This is a genomic window from Actinomadura opuntiae (assembly GCF_030283205.1).
Lineage (GTDB): Bacteria > Actinomycetota > Actinomycetes > Streptosporangiales > Streptosporangiaceae > Spirillospora.
Window position 1 is genome coordinate 1 of sequence record NZ_JASNWF010000036.1, and the last position, 16,963, is coordinate 16,963.

Below are 16,963 nucleotides of genomic sequence, written 5' to 3' on the forward strand. Positions count from 1 at the left end.
GGATCCTGCTGGAGGCCCGCGCCGCCGTGCCCGTCGACGGGACCGGCGTCGACCAGCACCGCCAGCCGGGTGCCCGCGCCGCGCCGCGCCGCCGCGACCCGGTGCGCCTCCTCCGCGGTCAGCGCGCCGAACACCGCCGCGATCAGGCCGTCGCCCTCCCGGCCCGTCCCGGCCGCGCCGCCCAGCGCGGCCAGCCCGGGCGTCAGCGACGCGGCCTTGGACCGGCGCGCCACCGCCAGCGCCTCCAGCAGCAGCCCCTCGAACGCCCCGTCGAAGGACGCCGCCGCCGACAGCGCCTCGCCCGCGTCGGTGACGAACCGCAGGGTCATCCCCGTCCGGCCGAGGTGCACGCCGATCGACGCGGCCACCGACACGGCCTGCTCGAACGAGCCGCCGGGCCCGTCGCCCCAGTGCGCGCGGCGGCGCGTGTCGAGCAGCAGCGTCCCGCTGCTCTGGAAGTGCTGCTCCTCGCGCCGCACCATCAGCTCGCCGTGCCGGGCGGTGGACCGCCAGTGCACGCGGCGCAGGTCGTCGCCGTGCCGGTACTCGCGCGGCGCCACGTCGTCCTCGCCCGCCGCCGACATCGCGCGGGCCAGGCTCTCGCCGCCCCCGCCCCACGCGCCGGTCAGCCGGGTCGCCGGCAGCGGCACGATCGCCGGGGTGACAGTGAGGGTGTCGGACATGCTGAACGAGCGGACCAGCTCCACCATCCCGAACGGGTCGGCCAGCCGGACCGTCAGCGGCCCCACCCGGAACCGGCCCCGCACGTCGGAGCGGATCCGGTAGCCGAGCTCGCGCGAGCCCTGCGACTCGATCCGGTCCAGCACGAACCGGGCCCGCCCGCCGAGCGCGTACGGCACCCGGTCCTCCACCAGCAGCAGCCCGCTCGGCAGCCGCGAGACGTTCTCCAGCCGCAGGTCGACGCGGGTCTCGTGGCCGACCGGCAGCCGGGCCGGCTCCAGCCGCCGCGCGCACGCCAGCCGGTAGCGGGTCCGCGACACCGCCAGCGTCGACAGCAGCGGCAGCACCAGCACCAGCACCCCGGCGCGCAGCAGGTCGCGCTCGCCGAGCACGAACGCGCACACGATCGCGGTCGCGCCGGCGGCCACGAAGGACCGCCCGCGCGTGGTCAGGCCGGCCAGCGCCCTTCTCAACCGGTCACTTCCCGGGGGAGGGCACCGGGAGCCGCCGCACCAGGTCGGCGACCACCTGCTCGGGGCGGCGCCGCTCCACCTGCGCCTCCGCGGTCGGCAGCAGCCGGTGCGCGAGGACGGGGACGGCCAGCTCCTGGACGTCGTCGGGCAGCACGTAGTCGCGCTCGTCCAGCGCCGCCCACGCGCGCGCCGCCCGCACCAGGTGCAGCGTGGCGCGGGGCGAGGCGCCGAGCCGCAGCTCCGGGTGCTTGCGGGTCGCGGTGACCAGGTCGATCGCGTACTGCCGCACCGACGCCGCGACGTGCTGGCGGCGCACCACCTCGATCAGGTCGCGGACGTCGGAGGCGTGCGCGACCGGGGTCAGCCGGTCCAGCGGCGAGGACCCGCCGTGCGCGTCGAGCATCTCCAGCTCCGCCGCCGGGTCGGGGTACCCCATCGAGATCCGCGCGGTGAACCGGTCGCGCTGCGCCTCCGGCAGCGGGTAGGTGCCCTCCATCTCGACCGGGTTCTGCGTGGAGATCACCATGAACGGCGGCTCCAGCGCGTAGGTGGTGCCGTCCACCGTGACCTGGCGCTCCTCCATGCACTCCAGCAGCGCCGACTGCGTCTTCGGCGACGCGCGGTTGATCTCGTCGCCGACCACGATGTTGGCGAACACCGGCCCGGGCTTGAACTCGAACTCGCGCAGCTCCTGGTTGTAGGCGCTCACCCCGGTGATGTCGCTCGGCAGCAGGTCCGGGGTGAACTGCACCCGGCGCACCGAGCAGTCGACCGAGCGCGCCAGCGCCTTGGCCAGCATCGTCTTGCCGACGCCGGGGACGTCCTCGATCAGCAGGTGCCCCTCGGCGAGCAGCACGGTCAGCGCGAGCCGCACCGCCTTCGGCTTGCCCTCGATCACCGACTCGACGGCGTCCCGGATCCGGCCCGCGACCCGCGCGAGCCCGGCCAGGTCGCGGCCGCTCCCCTCGCGCGCCCCCGCCGAGCCGTTCGCCGCGCCGCCGTCCAGGCCGCCGCCCGCGCCGCCGGGCCGGGCGGAGCGCGGTGCCGGGGGGTCGGTCTCCATGAACGACTCTCCGTGCGTGCCTACTGCCACCAAACCCTCCTCAGCCGTCCGGCCGCGCGGTGCTCCTCGAAGGCCCCTGACGGAGCCCGCCCCCCGGGAGCGGGGGCCCGTCTCCTCGCGACCGGTGCGGCGCTCTGTGCGCCCGCCCAACCGACAGTACGTCGTCGGAGGGCCCGCCGCGATGTTCATGTGGAACGCGAGCCCATTGTGCTCCACGGGGATCGCCGCCACAGCCCCGCGGCGCCCACCACTTCCCCCCACCCGCCGCTCCCCGCCCGTCCCGCGGGCCCCGTGCGGAACCCCGGCGGGGGCCGCGGGCGACGCCCCCCGGGAGGGGGCGGGAGGCGGCGCGCGCCCGGGCGCCCGCCGCCCCCCACTCCGCTCCACCCCGTCTGACCTGCGACTTTCTTGACGATCTTCGTGTGCGGAAGGCGTTTTCCTTGTTGACGGTGGGGAAGAGTGGAGTAGAGTGGGGCGCCGTGGGGAGCGGTAGCGCCTCATACGGCGCGGGAGGTGGGGCCGGTGTTCCTCGGCACCCATGCACCGCGTCTCGACGACAAGGGACGACTGTTCCTGCCGGCGAAGTACCGCGAGGAGCTGTCGGGGGGATTGGTGATCACGAAGGGCCAGGAACGCTGCCTGTACGTCTTCCCCATGGCGGAGTTCCAGCGCATCACCGAGGCTCTGCGCGCCGCGCCGGTCACCGAGAAGGCGGTCCGCGCCTACAGCAGGGTCTTCTTCGCCAGCGCCTCCGACGAGGTCCCCGACAAGCAGGGCCGCGTCACGATCCCGCCGCCGCTGCGCAGGTACGCGGGGCTCACCCGCGACTGCGCGGTCATCGGCGCCAACACGCGTCTGGAGATCTGGGACGCGCAGGCCTGGGAGTCCTACCTCGAGCAGGAGGAGCAGGCGTTCTCCGAGGTCTCGGAGGAGGTGTTGCCAGGGATCCTGTGACGCACGACCCGTCGGTCCGTTGACCGGCACCGGCCCACGTTCGGCCAGGTCTCCAGCCGCTCTCCGAGCCAGCTGGCGCAGCTTCCCCGGCGCCAGACGGCGACCCCCCGCGGAAACGCGGTGATCTTCCTCAGGGCAGCGGATGGGGACCTGGCCGGGCGAGGCCGCCGCCGGGGGCGGGAGGTCCGGACCGGCGATGCCACACAGTCCGCGAGCGAGGTGGCAGTACCAGGGGGTGAACCATGGACGTGGGAGACCACGCGACGGGGGCCGGTCACGTACCGGTCATGCTCGGTCGCGTTCTGGAGCTCCTCGCCCCCGCCGCGGCCGCCGCCCGCGACGCCGGGCGCCCTCCCCGCTACCTCGACGCCACCCTCGGCATGGGCGGCCACGCCGAGGCCATGCTCGAGACCCACCCCGACCTGCGGCTCATCGGCCTCGACCGGGACACCACCGCGCTGGAGCGCTCCGCGCGACGGCTCGCGCGGTTCGGCGACCGCGTCGCGCTCGAGCACGCCGTCTACGACGAGATCCCCGCCGTCCTGGCCCGGCTCGGCGTCCCGGCCGTGGACGCGGTGCTGTTCGACCTCGGCGTCTCCTCCCCGCAGCTCGACGAGGCCGACCGCGGCTTCGCCTACTCCTACGACGCCCCCCTCGACATGCGGATGGACCGCACCCAGGGCCTCACCGCGGCGGAGGTCGTCAACGGCTACCCGCCCGCCGAGCTCGCCCGCATCCTGCGCGAGTACGGCGAGGAGCGGTTCGCCCAGCGCATCGCCGCGGCGATCGTCCGCGAGCGCGAGCGCGCCCCGCTCGAGACCACCAGGCGGCTCGCCGACCTGGTCCGCACCTCCATCCCGGCCGCGACCCGCCGCACCGGCGGCAACCCGGCCAAACGGACGTTCCAGGCGCTGCGCATCGAGGTGAACGGCGAGCTGGACATCTGGCGGCGGGCGCTGCCCGCCGCCCTGGACGCGCTCCCGGTCGGCGGCCGGGTCGCCGTCCTCAGCTACCACTCGCTGGAGGACCGCATCACCAAGCGGGTCCTCGGCGCGCAGGCGGCCGACACCACCCCGCCGGAGCTGCCCGTCCCGCTGCCCGAGCACGAGCCGAGGTTCCGGCTCCTGACGCGCGGGGCCGAGCTGCCGTCCGACGAGGAGACCACGACCAACCCAAGGGCCGGGTCGGTGCGGTTGCGCGCCGCCGAGCGGGTCCGGGAGGCGACATGACGACGACGAGCCGACGCCCGCCGGCCACCGCGCCCGCCAGGAACGCACCGAAGAACGGCGCACCGGGAACGGGCGCGGAGAGGACGGGCGCGCCGGGCGGGCCGCGGGATCCGGACCGCCCGTCCGGCGGCGGCGCCGCGGGCACGACGACCGCCCGGCCCGCACCGCCGCGCCGGCCGGCCCCGGGTAAGAAGGCCCCGTCCAAGGGCAGCCCGGCGAAGGGCAGCCCGGCGAAGGGCCGCGCCAAGGGCGCGGTGAAGAGCGCGCCGGCTCCGGCGGCCCCGCCCGCGAGCGCCCCGTCCACCACCCGGCGGTCCCGGAGGGCGCAGCCGGCGGACGTCGCGGCGCGGCGCGAGCCCCGCCTGGCCCGGCGGGCCGCGGCCGGGCCGCCGCGCGCCCCGTTCGTGCTGCTCATCATCGCGCTGCTCGGCGGCGCCCTGGTGAGCCTGCTGCTGCTCAACACCGTCCTGGCGAAGGACGCCTTCACGCTGAGCAAGCTCGAGCAGCAGAACAAGGAGCTCGAGCAGAAGAGCCAGTCGCTGCAGGCGCAGAACGAGGAGGAGAGCTCGCCGCAGAACCTCTCGTCCAAGGCCAAGGCGCTCGGCATGGTCCCGAACACCACGCCGCGGTTCTACTTCCCCGACACCGGCAGGACCAGCGCGGGCAGGCTGCGGCCGGTCCCGCAGGCGGCGACCGCGTCCGCGGGCGCGACGGCCGTGGTGGGCGTCCCCGGCACGGTGGTGCCCGGCGACGGCGTCCCCCAGCCGGCCGCCGCGGGCGGCGGCGCCCGGAACGGGAGCGGCCGGCCGTGACGCGCAGCGGACACGCCGGTGAGCGCGCCGGCGGCGGAGTCGAGGAGCGGGGGACGCGGTGACGAAGGGGCCGGGACGCGGGACCGCCGGGCCGCCGCCCGGCCGCAGACGCGGCTCCCCGGGGTCCCGCGGCTCGGCGGGGCGGGACGACAAGAGCGGCCCGGGCGCGGCGCGCGCGCCCGGGCGTCAGACCGGCGACCCGCCGCGTCCCCCGGCAGGACGGGCGGACGCGGCGGGCCGGCCGGGGAAGAAGGGCGGCCCGGCCGCCCGCCGCGCGTCGCGCGGCGGCACGGTCCCGCAGCCCCGCAGGGGCACCGGAGGCACCGGCGGCAAGGAGAGCGGTAAGAAGGCCGCCGGAAAGAACGACACAGAGAAGAAGAGGACGGCCGCCAAGGGCGCGTCCCGGCGAGGCACGGGCGGGACGTCCGCGCGGAGCCGGACGGCCGCGTTCCGCACGACCGCGCCCACCGCGCGGCCCGGCGGCGCGTCCGGGCCCGGCGGGACGCGCCGCGAGGGCCCGCGCGGGCCGCGTCCCGGCGGCGGCTCGGGCGGACGGCCGCCGCGCCCGCCGCGCAGGCCGCGCGTCCCCTTCCACCGGCGCGACCCGATGAAGCGGCTGAACGCCGGGCTGCTCGTCGTGGCGTTCGTGCTGTCGCTGTTCGCGGGGCGCCTCGTCCAGCTGCAGACGATCGAGTCGGGCAAGTACAGCGCGCAGGCGATGGAGCAGCGGCTGAAGAAGCTGACGCTGCCCGCCGTGCGCGGCGCGATCACCGACGCGCAGGGCAACCCGCTCGCCATGACGGTGGAGGCCCGCGCGATCACCGCCGACCCGTACGTCATCAAGCCGGAGAAGCGGCAGGCGATCGCCAGCGCGCTCGCCCCGACGCTCGGCCTGAACCCGGCGTCGGTGGTGAAGGCGATCAGCAAGAAGGGCACCCAGTTCGTCTACCTGGCGCACGGCGTCACCCCCGAGCAGGCGAGCCTGATCACGTCGTGGAACTTCCAGGGCATCGGGACTTTGCCGGAATATCGCCGGGAGTATCCCAACGGTTCGCTGGCCGCGAGCGTCATAGGTTTCGTGAACGGAGCGGGACAGGGCGCGGCCGGCCTGGAGAGCACGCAGAACGACGTGCTGTCCGGCCGGGACGGCTGGCAGCGCGTGGAGATCAGCCTCGAGGGCCAGCACATCCCCATGGGCGAGGACCAGAAGAAGCCGCCCGTGCCCGGCCGCGGCGTCCGGCTCACCCTCCAGCAGGACCTGCAGTTCAAGGCGCAGGAGGCGATCGAGAAGCAGGTCAAGGCGACCGGCGCGCGCGGCGGCACCGCCATCGTGATGGACCCACGCACCGGGCGGCTGCTGGCGATGGCGTCGGCGCCCGGCTACGACCCCAACCACGTGACGAAGGGCGACCGGGACCTGTGGGGCAGCGCCCCGGTGCAGGACGCCTACGAGCCGGGCAGCACCGGCAAGGTCGTCACCGCCGCGGCCGTCATGGAGCACGGCGGGGTCACCAAGGACACCCCCTTCACCGTCCCCGACAAGATCCGGAAGTACAGCGTGGAGTTCCACGACTCCGAGCCGCACGGCGTGGAGCACCTGACGTTCGCCGGGGTGCTGGCCAAGTCCAGCAACGTCGGCACCATCCTGGCCAGCCAGACCATCAGCGAGGAGCAGCTCTACCGGACGCTGCGGGACTTCGGGTTCGGGCAGAGGACCGGCCTGCCGCTGCCGGGGGAGACGGCGGGGCTGCTCAACCCGCCGTCGAAGTGGTCGGGCACCGACCGGTACCCGATCGCGTTCGGGCAGACCGTGTCGGTCAACGCGGTGCAGATGGCGAGCGTCTACGCGACCATCGCCAACGGCGGCGTCCGCGTCGCCCCGACCCTCGTGGAGGGGACCGTCGGGCCGAACGACAGGTTCACCGCGGCGCCCGCGCCGCAGCGCAGGCAGGTGATCAGCCAGGGCACGGCCCGGCAGATCAGCGACATGCTGGAGGGCGTCACCACCCCTGAGGGCACCGCGCCGAAGGCGCAGATCAAGGGCTACCGGGTGGCGGGCAAGACCGGCACCGCGCAGCGCTTCGACGCGGGCTGCGGCTGCTACAGGGGCTACACGGCCTCGTTCGCCGGGTTCGCGCCCGCCGACGACCCGCGGCTGGTGGTCCAGGTCGTCCTGCAGGACCCCAGGCGGGGCAGCCACTATGGTGGCGACGTCGCCGCGCCCGTGTTCCGCGACGTGATGAGCTTCGCGCTGCAGTCCGAGAAGATCCCGCCGACGGGGAGCGAACCGCCGATCACCAAGATCTACGCCCGAGACTGACCGCAGCGAGTACCCTCACTCGCCGTGAGTCCACCATCCGTTTCCCAGCGTTCCCGTCCCACCGGCACCGAAAGAACCGCCATGCGCCCGACCACTGCACAGGCCCGTCCGCTGGACGGGCTCGCGGCGACTCTCGGGATCGAGCGGGGCGACCGGCGCGGCGCGGAGGTCACCGGGATCACGCACGACTCGCGGGCGGTGCGGCCTGGCGACGTGTACGCGGCGCTGCCCGGCACCCGCGCGCACGGCGCCGAGTTCGCCGCGCAGGCCGCCGCGTCGGGCGCGGCCGCGATCCTCACCGACCCCGCCGGCCGCGACCGCGCCGCCGCGACCGGCCTGCCGGTGCTGGTGGTCGCGGACGTGCGGGCGCGGCTCGGCGACGCGGCCGCCTGGGTGTACGGGGAGCCGGGACGCGACATCGCGCTCATCGGCATCACCGGCACCAGCGGCAAGAGCACCACGGCGTTCCTGGTGGAGGCGGGGCTGCGCGGGGCCGGCCTGACGACCGGGCTGGTCGGCGGCGTGGAGATCCGCGTGGCCGACGAGCGGGTGCCGAGCGCGCTGACCACGCCGGAGGCGACCGACCTGCACGCGCTGCTGGCGATGATGCGCGAGCGCGGCGTCGGCGCCGCCGCGATGGAGGTGTCCAGCCACGCGCTGGTGCAGGGCCGGGTCGGCGGCGCCCGCTACGAGGTCGCCGTCTTCACCAACCTGTCCCAGGACCACCTGGACTACCACCCCACCATGCAGGACTACTTCCTGGCGAAGGCGCGGCTGTTCACGCCGCAGTACGCGCGGGTCGGCGTCGTGAACCTCGACGACCACTACGGCCGCGAGCTGCTGGACATCGCCCCGATCCCGATGACGACGTTCTCGGCGTCCGGCGACCCGGCCGCCGACTGGCGCGCCGAGGACGTGCGGGTCGGCGCGGACGGCAGCGTGTTCCGCGTCGTCGGGCCGGGCGGCGTCGAGGCCGACGCCTCGGTGCGGCTCGCCGGGCCGTTCAACGTCGCCAACGCGCTCGCCGCGATCGTCGCGCTGGTGGAGGCGGGGGTCGGGCTGCCGGACGCGGTGCGCGGCGTCGCGTCGCTGGAGGGCGTCCCCGGCCGGCTGGAGCGCATCGACGAGGGGCAGGACTTCGTCGCGCTCGTCGACTACTCGCACAAGCCCGGCGCCGTCGAGGCGGTGCTGACCGCGCTGCGCCCGGTCACCGAGGGCGCCCTCGCGGTGGTGCTCGGCTGCGGCGGCGACCGCGACCGCGGCAAGCGGCCGCTGATGGGGGAGGCGGCGGCCCGGCTGGCCGACATGGCGTATTTCACCAACGACAACCCGAGGTCGGAAGATCCGCTGGCGATCCTCGCCGCTATGGTCGAGGGCGGGCTCAAGGTGCCGCAGCGGCACCGGGCGCACATCGTCGTGGAACCCGACCGCGCCGCCGCCATCGCGCTGGCCGTCGGCCGGGCCCGCCGCGGCGACGTCCTCGTCGTCGCGGGCAAGGGGCACGAGCAGGGCCAGTACGCGGCCGGCGAGGTGCAGCCGTTCGACGACCGCGAGGTCGTCCGGGAGGCGCTGCGGCGTGCCGCGCCTCGGGAAGAGAAGTAGAGGGGACGGGACGCAGGCGTGATCCCACTTGCGCTGTCGGCGATCGCGGAGATCACCGGGGGCACCGTCGACGGGGCGCCCCCGGACGCCGTGGCGGGCGGTCCCGTGGTCATCGACTCCCGGGCGGTGGTGCCCGGGGCGCTGTTCGCGGCGTTCAAGGGCGAGCGCGCGGACGGGCACGAGTTCGCCGCGGCCGCGCTGGCGGCCGGGGCCGCCGCGGTGCTGGCGCAGCGCCCGGTGGGCGGCCCGGCCGTGCTGGTCGAGGACGTGAAGGAGGCGCTCGGCCGGCTGGCCCGCGGCGTGCTGGCGCGGCTGCCGGACACGACCGTCGTCGCGGTCACCGGCTCGGCGGGCAAGACCTCCACCAAGGACCTGATCGCGCAGCTCGTCGGGCGCGCCGGGCCGACGGTGTGGCCGCCGGGCTCGTTCAACAACGAGATCGGGCTGCCGCTGACGGTGCTGCGCGCCGACGAGCGGACCCGCCACCTGGTGCTGGAGATGGGCGCCCGCGGCGTCGGCCACATCGCCTACCTGACCCGGATCGCCCCTCCCGACGTGGGCGTGGTGCTGAACGTCGGCACCGCGCACCTGGGCGAGTTCGGCAGCCGCGAGGCGATCGCGGAGGCGAAGGGCGAGATGGTGGAGGCGCTGCGCCCCGGCGGGACCGCCGTGCTCAACGCCGACGACCCGCTGGTGAGCGCGATGGCGTCGCGCACGGCGGGCGAGGTCGTGACGTTCGGCCGGTCGGAGGGCGCCGCCGTCCGCGCGGTGGACGAGACGCTCGACGACCAGGGCCGGGCCCGGTTCATGCTGGTGACGCCGGAGGGCTCGGCGCCGGTCGCGCTGCGGCTGTACGGGTCGCACGCGGTCGCGAACGCGCTGGCGGCCGCGGCGGCGGCGCGGGCGGCGGGCCTGGCGGTCGGCGAGGTCGCCGCGGGCCTGTCGGAGGCGGAGCCGGCCAGCCGGTGGCGGATGGAGGTCACCGAGCGGGACGACGGGGTGACGGTGGTCAACGACGCCTACAACGCCAACCCCGACTCGACGCGGGCCGCGATCGACGTGCTCGCGCACATGGCCCGCGGCCGCCGCGCGTTCGCGGTGCTGGGCGAGATGGCCGAACTGGGCGGTTCGTCCGCCGCCGAACATGCCAGGATCGGGCGGCATGCCGCGCGCAGCGGGCTGGACGGCCTCGTCGTCGTCGGCGCGAACGCGGCGGCGATGGCCGAGGGTGCCGCGCAGGTGGCGTCATGGACGGGAGAGTGCGTGCAGGTGGATGACGTCGGCGCGGCGGTGGCCGCGCTCAGCGAGCGGCTCGCGCCGCGGGACGTCGTGCTGGTGAAGGGCTCGCGGGTGGCGGGACTGGAACGGGTCGCCGAGGCGCTGCTGGCGCCGGACGGGCGGGCCGGTCGATGACCAACATCCTCATCGCGGCCGGGGTCGCGCTGGTCTTCGTCATGGTGGGCACCCCGGTGTGGATCCGGATCGTCAACCGGCTGGGCTACGGCCAGATGATCCGGGACGAGGGCCCCGAGGCCCACCTCACCAAGCGCGGCACCCCCACCATGGGCGGCACCGTCTTCATCGTCGGATCGCTCGTCGGCTACGCGGTCGCGCACCTGTTCACCGGCGAGGTCCCGACGATCTCGGGCGTGCTGGTGCTGTTCCTGATGACCGGCCTGGGGTTCGTCGGCTTCGTCGACGACTTCATCAAGGTGTTCAAGCAGCGCAGCCTCGGGCTGCGCAGCGGCGCCAAGATGATCGGCATCGTCCTGGTCGGGGTGGTCTTCGCGGTCGCCTCGCTGAACTTCCCCAACGGCTACGACATCACCCCCGCCGACCCCCACCTGTCCTTCCTGCGCGACTTCGGCCCCTCGATCGGCCCGTACCTGTTCGTGGTCTGGGCGCTGCTGCTGATCGCCGCGATGTCCAACGGCGTGAACCTCACCGACGGCCTGGACGGCCTGGCCGCCGGCCCGGCCGGCATGGTGCTGGCCGCCTACGTGGTCATCGGCAACTGGCAGCTGCGCAACTCCTGCTCCGCCGCCCTCGCCCCCAACTGCTACAACGTGCGCGACCCCCTGGACCTGGCGGTGGTGGCCGCGGCCGTGCTCGGCGGCGTGTTCGGCTTCCTGTGGTGGAACGCCCCGCCCGCGAAGATCTTCATGGGCGACACCGGCTCGCTGGCCCTCGGCGGCGTGCTGGTCGGGCTGGCGATCCTCACCCGCACCCAGTTCCTGCTGGCCATCCTGTGCGGCCTGATCGTGATGATCACCCTGTCGGTGATCATCCAGGTCGGCGGCTTCAAGATGACCAAGAAACGGGTGTTCAAGATGGCTCCGCTGCAGCACCACTTCGAGCTGTCGGGCTGGGCCGAGACGACCATCGTCGTGCGGTTCTGGCTGATGTCGGCGCTGTTCGTCGGGATCGGCATCGGCCTCTTCTACCTGGAATGGATGCCCAAGAAGTGACGACAGGTCCCTGGGACGGCCTCGCCGTCTGCGTCGCCGGGCTCGGCGTCTCCGGCCGGGCCGCGGCCCGCGTCCTGGCAGCGCGCGGCGCCCGCGTCACGGCCGTCGACGCCCGCGACGGCGACGAGCAGCGCGCGCAGGCCGCCGAGCTGGAGGAGCGCGGCGTCGCGGTGCGGCTCGGCGACGGCGACACGCTCCCGGACGGCACCGGGCTGGTCGTCACCTCGCCGGGATGGCGGCCGGACGCGCCGCTGCTCGCCGCGGCCGCCGCGGCCGGCATCGAGATCATCGGCGAGGTGGAGCTGGCCTGGCGGCTGCGGCCCGCGGACGCCGCGCCGTGGCTGGCCATCACCGGGACCGACGGCAAGACCACCGTCGTGCGGATGCTGGCCTGCATGCTTGCGGCCGCCGGGCACAAGGCCCTCGCGGTCGGCAACGTGGGCACGCCGATCGTCGAGGCCGTAGGGGGTTCCGGGGGTTCCGGGGGGGCGTCCCCCCAGGAAGAGCACGCCGAGCCCTACGACGTGCTGGCGGTGGAGCTGTCGAGCTACCAGCTGCACTGGTCGAGCTCGGTCGCGCCGCTGGCCGCGACCGTGCTGAACATAGCGCCCGACCACCTCGACTGGCACGGCTCCATGGACGCCTACGTCGGCGCCAAGGCGAAGATCTTCGCGCCGGGCACCGTCGCGGTGTACAACGCCGACGACGCCACCTCCGCGGCCCTGGCCGAGCGCGCCGTGGGCGTCGACCGGCGCGCCGGGTTCACGCTGCGGGTGCCGCGCCCCGGCGAGCTCGGCGTCGTCGAGGACCTGCTGGTCGACCGCGCCTTCGTCGCCGACCCGGCGTCCGAGGCCGCCGAACTGGCCGCGCTGGACGACGTCCGGCCGTTCGCGCCGCACAACGTCGCCAACGCGCTGGCGGCGGCGGGCCTGGCGCGGGCGTTCGGGGCGCCGCCGGAGGCCGTCCGGGAGGGGCTGCGCTCGTTCGTGCCCGACCCGCACCGCATCCAGCACGTCGCCGACGTCGCCGGCGTCGCCTACGTCAACGACTCCAAGGCGACCCAGCCGCACGCCGCCGCCGCGTCGCTGGCCGCCTACGAGTCCATCGTGTGGATCGCCGGGGGCCTCCTCAAGGGCCTGGACGTCGACGACCTGGTGCGCTCCTGCGCCGGCCGGCTGCGCGGCGTCGTCCTGATGGGACGCGACCGGCACCGGATCGCCGAGGCACTCGCGCGACACGCGGCCGATGTCCCGGTCGTGGACGTCCCCGACACCGACACTGGGGCCATGGACCGCGTCGTCACCGAAGCAGCCGGGCTCGCCCGTCCCGGCGACACCGTGCTGCTCGCCCCCGTCGGGGCCTCCTTCGACATGTTCGCCAACTACCCGGCCCGCGGCGAGGCGTTCATCGCCGCGGTCGGGCGCCTCGCCGCCGCCGGAGACCCGCGGGTCTCATGACCGCCGTACCGGCCGAAGAGGAACGGACGCGCCGGGCGGGGCCGCGCGAGCAGGTGGCCGCCGCGGTCGGGCTGCTCGACCGCCCCCTCACCTCCTACTACCTGGTGCTGAGCTGCTCGGTGATGCTGCTGGCGCTCGGCCTGACCATGGTGCTGTCGGCGTCGTCGGTCAAGCAGCTGCAGGAGACCGGCTCCGCCTACACGCTGTTCCAGAAGCAGGCCGTGTGGATGGTGATCGGGCTGCCGCTGATGTGGCTGGCGTCCCGGCTGCCGGTCAAGACGTTCCGCGCGCTGGCCTACCCCCTGCTGCTGCTGTCGATCGTCGCGCTGGCGATGGTGCTGATCCCCGGTCTCGGCCGCAGCGCGGGCGGCGCCACCCGCTGGATCGACCTCGGGCCCGTGCAGATCCAGCCGTCCGAGCCCGCCAAGCTCGCGCTGGTGCTGTGGGGCGCCGACCTGCTGGCCCGCAAGGAGCGGCTCGGCCAGCTCACCGAGTGGCGGCCGCTGCTGGTGCCGCTGCTGCCGGGCGCCGGGGTGCTGGTGCTGCTGGTGATGCTCGGCAACGACCTCGGTACCACGCTGGTGCTGCTGACGATCTTCCTGGCGCTGCTGTGGGTGGTCGGCGCGCCCGGACGGCTGTTCGTCGGCATCGCCGGGCTGGTCTGCCTGCTGGTGTCGATCCTGATCGTCGTCGAGCCGTACCGGATGCAGCGGCTCACCGGCTTCCTGGACCCGGCCGGCAACCGGCTGACCAGCAACTACCAGGGCATCCAGGGACTGTTCGCGGTCGCCTCCGGCGGGCTGTTCGGCACCGGGCTCGGCGAGGGGCGCGCCAAGTGGGACTACCTGCCGCACGCCGAGACCGACTTCATCTTCGCGATCGTGGGGGAGGAGTTCGGCCTCGTCGGCACCCTCGTCGTGCTCGGGCTGTTCGGCCTGCTGGCCTACGCGGGGCTGCGCATCGCCCGCCGCGTCAAGGACCCCTTCACCCGGCTCGCCGCCGCCGGCGCGACCTCCTGGCTGGTCGTGCAGGCCATCGTCAACATCGGCGCGGTGATCGGGGTGCTGCCGATCACCGGCATCCCGCTGCCGCTGGTGTCCTACGGCGGCTCCGCGCTGATCCCGACGCTGATCGCGCTCGGCATGCTGCTGGCGTTCGCCAAGCGCGAGCCCGGCGCGCGGCAGGCACTGTCCGCACGCGGCCCCGGACCGGTCGTGAGGGCTCTAAGCTGGCTTCGACCGGCACGGCGCTGAAATCCCCCCGCCGGGGTGCCGGCGACCCGGCGTCCGCGGCCCGCACGGCCCCGTGCGGGACGGGCGGAACGCGAGCGGGCGGCACCCGACACGTCGAACACGCTGAGGAGTTGTCAACGAGCATGAGGGTTGTCCTGGCCGGCGGCGGCACCGCCGGACACATCGAGCCCGCACTGGCTCTCGCCGACGCGCTGCGCCGCAACGACCCCAACACCGGGATCGTCTGCCTCGGCACCGAACGGGGCCTGGAGACCCGGCTGGTGCCGCAGCGCGGCTACGAGCTCGCGCTGATCCCGCCGGTCCCGCTGCCGCGCACGCTGACCCCCCAGCTGCTGTCGGTCCCGGGACGGCTGCGCGGCGCGATCAACGCGGCGGCGAACGTCCTCGACCAGGCGCGGGCCGACATCCTGGTCGGCTTCGGCGGCTACGTGGCGACCCCCGGCTACCTGGCCGCCCGCAAGCGCAAGGTGCCGATCATCGTGCACGAGGCCAACCCCAAGCCGGGGCTGGCCAACAAGCTCGGTGCCCGCTTCACCGACCACGTCGCGGTCTCCCACCAGGACTCGCCGCTGCCGAACGCCACCTTCGTCGGCATCCCGCTGCGCCGCGAGATCGCCGCGCTGGACCGGCTCGCGATGGGCGACAAGGCCCGCTCCTACTTCGGCCTGCTGCCCGACCTGCCCACCCTGCTGATCTTCGGCGGGTCGCAGGGCGCCCGCTCCCTCAACCAGGCCGCGGTGGCCGCCGCCCCCTACTTCCGGCAGGCCGGCATCCAGGTGCTGCACATCGTCGGTCCGAAGAACACCGAGGAGCCCGAGCCGGTGCAGGGCGGCCCGCAGTACGTCACCATCCCCTACTGCGACCGGATGGACCTGGCCTACGCCGCCGCCGACATGGCGATGTGCCGCGCGGGCGCGATGACCTGCGCGGAGCTGGCCGCGGTCGCGCTGCCCGCGGTGTACGTGCCGCTGCCGATCGGCAACGGCGAGCAGCGGCTGAACGCCGAGCCGATCGTCGCCGCCGGCGGCGGGATGCTGGTCGACAACGCCGAGCTGTCGCCCGACTGGATCGCCCGCAACCTGCTGCCGGTGCTGGCCGACCCGGGACGGGTCGCGCACATGTCCGAGGCGGCCGGGCGGATGGGCCGCCGGGACGCCGACGTCGCGCTGGCCCGGATGGTCTACGACGTGGTCCGCGCGGCGGGCGCCGCCCGATGAGCCTGATCGACCCGTCCGAGGTGGTCCCGGCCGGCGAGCTCGGCCGGGTCCACTTCATCGCCATCGGCGGCGCCGGCATGTCCGGCATCGCCCGGATCATGCTGCGGCGCGGCCTCGCCGTGTCCGGCAGCGACGCGCGCGACTCCGAGCTGCTCGGCCAGCTCGGCGACCTCGGCGCGAAGGTGTTCGTCGGGCACGACGCCGCGTACGTCGGCGACGCCGACACCGTCGTGGTGTCCACCGCGATCCGCGCGTCCAACCCCGAGCTGGTCGCCGCCCGCGAGCGCGGGCTGCGGGTGCTGCACCGCTCGGCGGCGCTGGCGTCGCTGATGGCGGGGCGGCGCGCCGTCGCCGTCGCCGGCACGCACGGCAAGACGACCACGACCTCGATGCTGACGGTCGCGCTGCAGCACGCGGGCGCCGACCCGTCGTACTGCATCGGCGGCCAGCTGGTCACGACCGGGCTCGGCGCCGACGAGGGCACCGGTGACGTGTTCGTCGCCGAGGCCGACGAGAGCGACGGCTCGTTCCTGATGTACACCCCGCGCATCGCGGTCGTCACCAACGTCGAGGCCGACCACCTCGACAACTACGGCGGCTTCGAGATGGTGAAGGAGAACTTCGCCCGGTTCGTCGACCGGGTCGAGCCGGGCGGGACGCTCGTCGCCGGCGCCGACGACCCCGTCGCGATGGAGCTGGCGGAGCGGGCGCGGGCGCGCGGGCTGACCGTCCGGACGTACGGGGAGGCGCAGGGCGCCGACCTGCGGGTCACCGGGTTCACCCCGCGCGGCCTCGGCTCCCGGTTCACGATCGAGGGCGTCGGCGAGGTGGCGCTCGCCGTCCCGGGCCGCCACAACGCGCTCAACGCCGCCGCCGTCGTCGCGGTGGCGCAGGCGCTGGGCATGGACGACGCGGCCGTGCGCGAGGGGCTGGCGGCGTTCGGCGGCGCGATGCGGCGGCTGGAGCGCAAGGGCGAGGCGGGCGGCACCGAGGTGTTCGACAGCTACGCCCACCACCCGACCGAGCTGACCGCCGACCTGGACGCCACCCGCGACTACCTGGGGGAGAAGCAGCAGCCGGGCCGGATCGTCGCGGTGTTCCAGCCGCACCTGTACAGCCGCACCCGGTTCTTCGCCGCCGAGTTCGGCGCCGCGCTCGGCCTGGCCGACGTCGCCGTCGTGCTGGACGTCTACGGCGCCCGGGAGGACCCGGAACCCGGGGTGACCGGGGCGCTCGTCGCCGACGCCGTCCCGGCCGGCACCGAGACCGTCTACGCGCCCGTCCGCGACGAGGTCCCGGGCCTGGTGGCCGGGCTGGCGCGGCCCGGCGACGTCGTGATCACGCTGGGCGCGGGCGACGTGACCGCGCTCGGCCCGGTGATCCTGGAGCGGCTCGCGACCCGCTGAGGCGCGCGGGCGCCGCCGGGTCGCCGGG

13 protein-coding genes are annotated in these 16,963 nt (G+C 75.1%); 11 read left to right on the forward strand and 2 right to left on the reverse strand.

Annotated elements, in window-relative coordinates; translation table 11 throughout:
* Both QP089_RS45385 and QP089_RS45390 read right to left on the reverse strand, forming a co-directional pair.
* Window positions 1-1,154: DUF58 domain-containing protein (locus QP089_RS45385; RefSeq protein WP_285920804.1), on the reverse strand; the 1,154-nt coding region annotated here is incomplete at its 3' end.
* A 4-nt stretch (window positions 1,155-1,158) separates the two neighbouring features.
* Window positions 1,159-2,247 (reverse strand): AAA family ATPase, encoded by a 1,089-nt coding sequence (locus QP089_RS45390; protein WP_285920805.1) that lies wholly within the window; start codon window positions 2,245-2,247, stop codon window positions 1,159-1,161.
* Window positions 2,248-2,739: 492 nt separating this feature from the next.
* On the opposite strand from QP089_RS45390, the gene mraZ reads away from it, so the two are divergent.
* From mraZ to murC, 11 genes are all read left to right on the forward strand, one after another.
* Complete coding sequence (gene mraZ, locus QP089_RS45395; RefSeq protein ID WP_285920862.1) at window positions 2,740-3,171, forward strand: division/cell wall cluster transcriptional repressor MraZ; 432 nt, start codon at window positions 2,740-2,742, stop codon at window positions 3,169-3,171.
* 242 nt (window positions 3,172-3,413) lie between these two features.
* A complete protein-coding gene (gene rsmH, locus QP089_RS45400) occupies window positions 3,414-4,400 on the forward strand; it encodes a 16S rRNA (cytosine(1402)-N(4))-methyltransferase RsmH (protein ID WP_285920806.1) in 987 nt (328 codons plus the stop codon).
* Window positions 4,397-5,212 (forward strand): cell division protein FtsL, encoded by an 816-nt coding sequence (ftsL, locus tag QP089_RS45405; RefSeq protein ID WP_285920807.1) that lies wholly within the window; start codon window positions 4,397-4,399, stop codon window positions 5,210-5,212. The genes rsmH and ftsL overlap by 4 nt, the downstream gene beginning before the upstream one ends.
* Before the next feature lie 607 nt (window positions 5,213-5,819).
* On the forward strand, window positions 5,820-7,532 hold the full coding sequence (locus QP089_RS45410; protein ID WP_446474148.1) for a peptidoglycan D,D-transpeptidase FtsI family protein: 1,713 nt from the start codon (window positions 5,820-5,822) through the stop codon (window positions 7,530-7,532).
* An 81-nt stretch (window positions 7,533-7,613) separates the two neighbouring features.
* Window positions 7,614-9,134, forward strand: coding sequence for a UDP-N-acetylmuramoyl-L-alanyl-D-glutamate--2,6-diaminopimelate ligase (locus QP089_RS45415; RefSeq protein WP_285920809.1), 1,521 nt, complete (start codon window positions 7,614-7,616; stop codon window positions 9,132-9,134).
* 18 nt (window positions 9,135-9,152) lie between these two features.
* Window positions 9,153-10,547 (forward strand): UDP-N-acetylmuramoyl-tripeptide--D-alanyl-D-alanine ligase, encoded by a 1,395-nt coding sequence (locus QP089_RS45420; RefSeq protein ID WP_285920810.1) that lies wholly within the window; start codon window positions 9,153-9,155, stop codon window positions 10,545-10,547.
* Window positions 10,544-11,602: a phospho-N-acetylmuramoyl-pentapeptide-transferase gene (mraY, locus tag QP089_RS45425; RefSeq protein ID WP_285920811.1), complete on the forward strand. Its 1,059-nt coding sequence runs from the start codon at window positions 10,544-10,546 to the stop codon at window positions 11,600-11,602. The genes QP089_RS45420 and mraY overlap by 4 nt, the downstream gene beginning before the upstream one ends.
* Entirely contained in the window at window positions 11,584-13,059 is a 1,476-nt protein-coding gene (gene murD, locus QP089_RS45430; RefSeq protein WP_285920812.1) for a UDP-N-acetylmuramoyl-L-alanine--D-glutamate ligase, read from the forward strand. Before mraY ends, murD begins: the two co-directional genes overlap by 19 nt.
* Complete coding sequence (gene ftsW, locus QP089_RS45435) at window positions 13,056-14,312, forward strand: putative lipid II flippase FtsW (protein ID WP_285920813.1); 1,257 nt, start codon at window positions 13,056-13,058, stop codon at window positions 14,310-14,312. Before murD ends, ftsW begins: the two co-directional genes overlap by 4 nt.
* Before the next feature lie 122 nt (window positions 14,313-14,434).
* The gene (gene murG, locus QP089_RS45440; RefSeq protein WP_285920814.1) at window positions 14,435-15,529 is read left to right on the forward strand and encodes an undecaprenyldiphospho-muramoylpentapeptide beta-N-acetylglucosaminyltransferase; all 1,095 of its coding nucleotides are present in this window, start codon (window positions 14,435-14,437) and stop codon (window positions 15,527-15,529) included.
* Window positions 15,526-16,935, forward strand: a complete 1,410-nt coding sequence (gene murC, locus QP089_RS45445) for a UDP-N-acetylmuramate--L-alanine ligase (RefSeq protein ID WP_285920815.1) — start codon at window positions 15,526-15,528, stop codon at window positions 16,933-16,935. Before murG ends, murC begins: the two co-directional genes overlap by 4 nt.
* The last annotated feature ends 28 nt before the right edge of the window (window positions 16,936-16,963 follow it).

Excerpts from the sequence above, each read along its gene's own strand:
- murC (WP_285920815.1), top strand. The coding sequence starts at position 15,526 with ATGAGCCTGATCGACCCGTCCGAGGTGGTCCCGGCCGGCGAGCTCGGC.
- rsmH (WP_285920806.1), top strand. The coding sequence starts at position 3,414 with ATGGACGTGGGAGACCACGCGACGGGGGCCGGTCACGTACCGGTCATG.
- mraY (WP_285920811.1), top strand. The coding sequence starts at position 10,544 with ATGACCAACATCCTCATCGCGGCCGGGGTCGCGCTGGTCTTCGTCATG.
- murG (WP_285920814.1), top strand. The coding sequence starts at position 14,435 with ATGAGGGTTGTCCTGGCCGGCGGCGGCACCGCCGGACACATCGAGCCC.
- ftsW (WP_285920813.1), top strand. The coding sequence starts at position 13,056 with ATGACCGCCGTACCGGCCGAAGAGGAACGGACGCGCCGGGCGGGGCCG.
- ftsL (WP_285920807.1), top strand. The coding sequence starts at position 4,397 with ATGACGACGACGAGCCGACGCCCGCCGGCCACCGCGCCCGCCAGGAAC.
- QP089_RS45410 (WP_446474148.1), top strand. The coding sequence starts at position 5,820 with ATGAAGCGGCTGAACGCCGGGCTGCTCGTCGTGGCGTTCGTGCTGTCG.
- murD (WP_285920812.1), top strand. The coding sequence starts at position 11,584 with ATGGATGCCCAAGAAGTGACGACAGGTCCCTGGGACGGCCTCGCCGTC.
- QP089_RS45415 (WP_285920809.1), top strand. The coding sequence starts at position 7,614 with ATGCGCCCGACCACTGCACAGGCCCGTCCGCTGGACGGGCTCGCGGCG.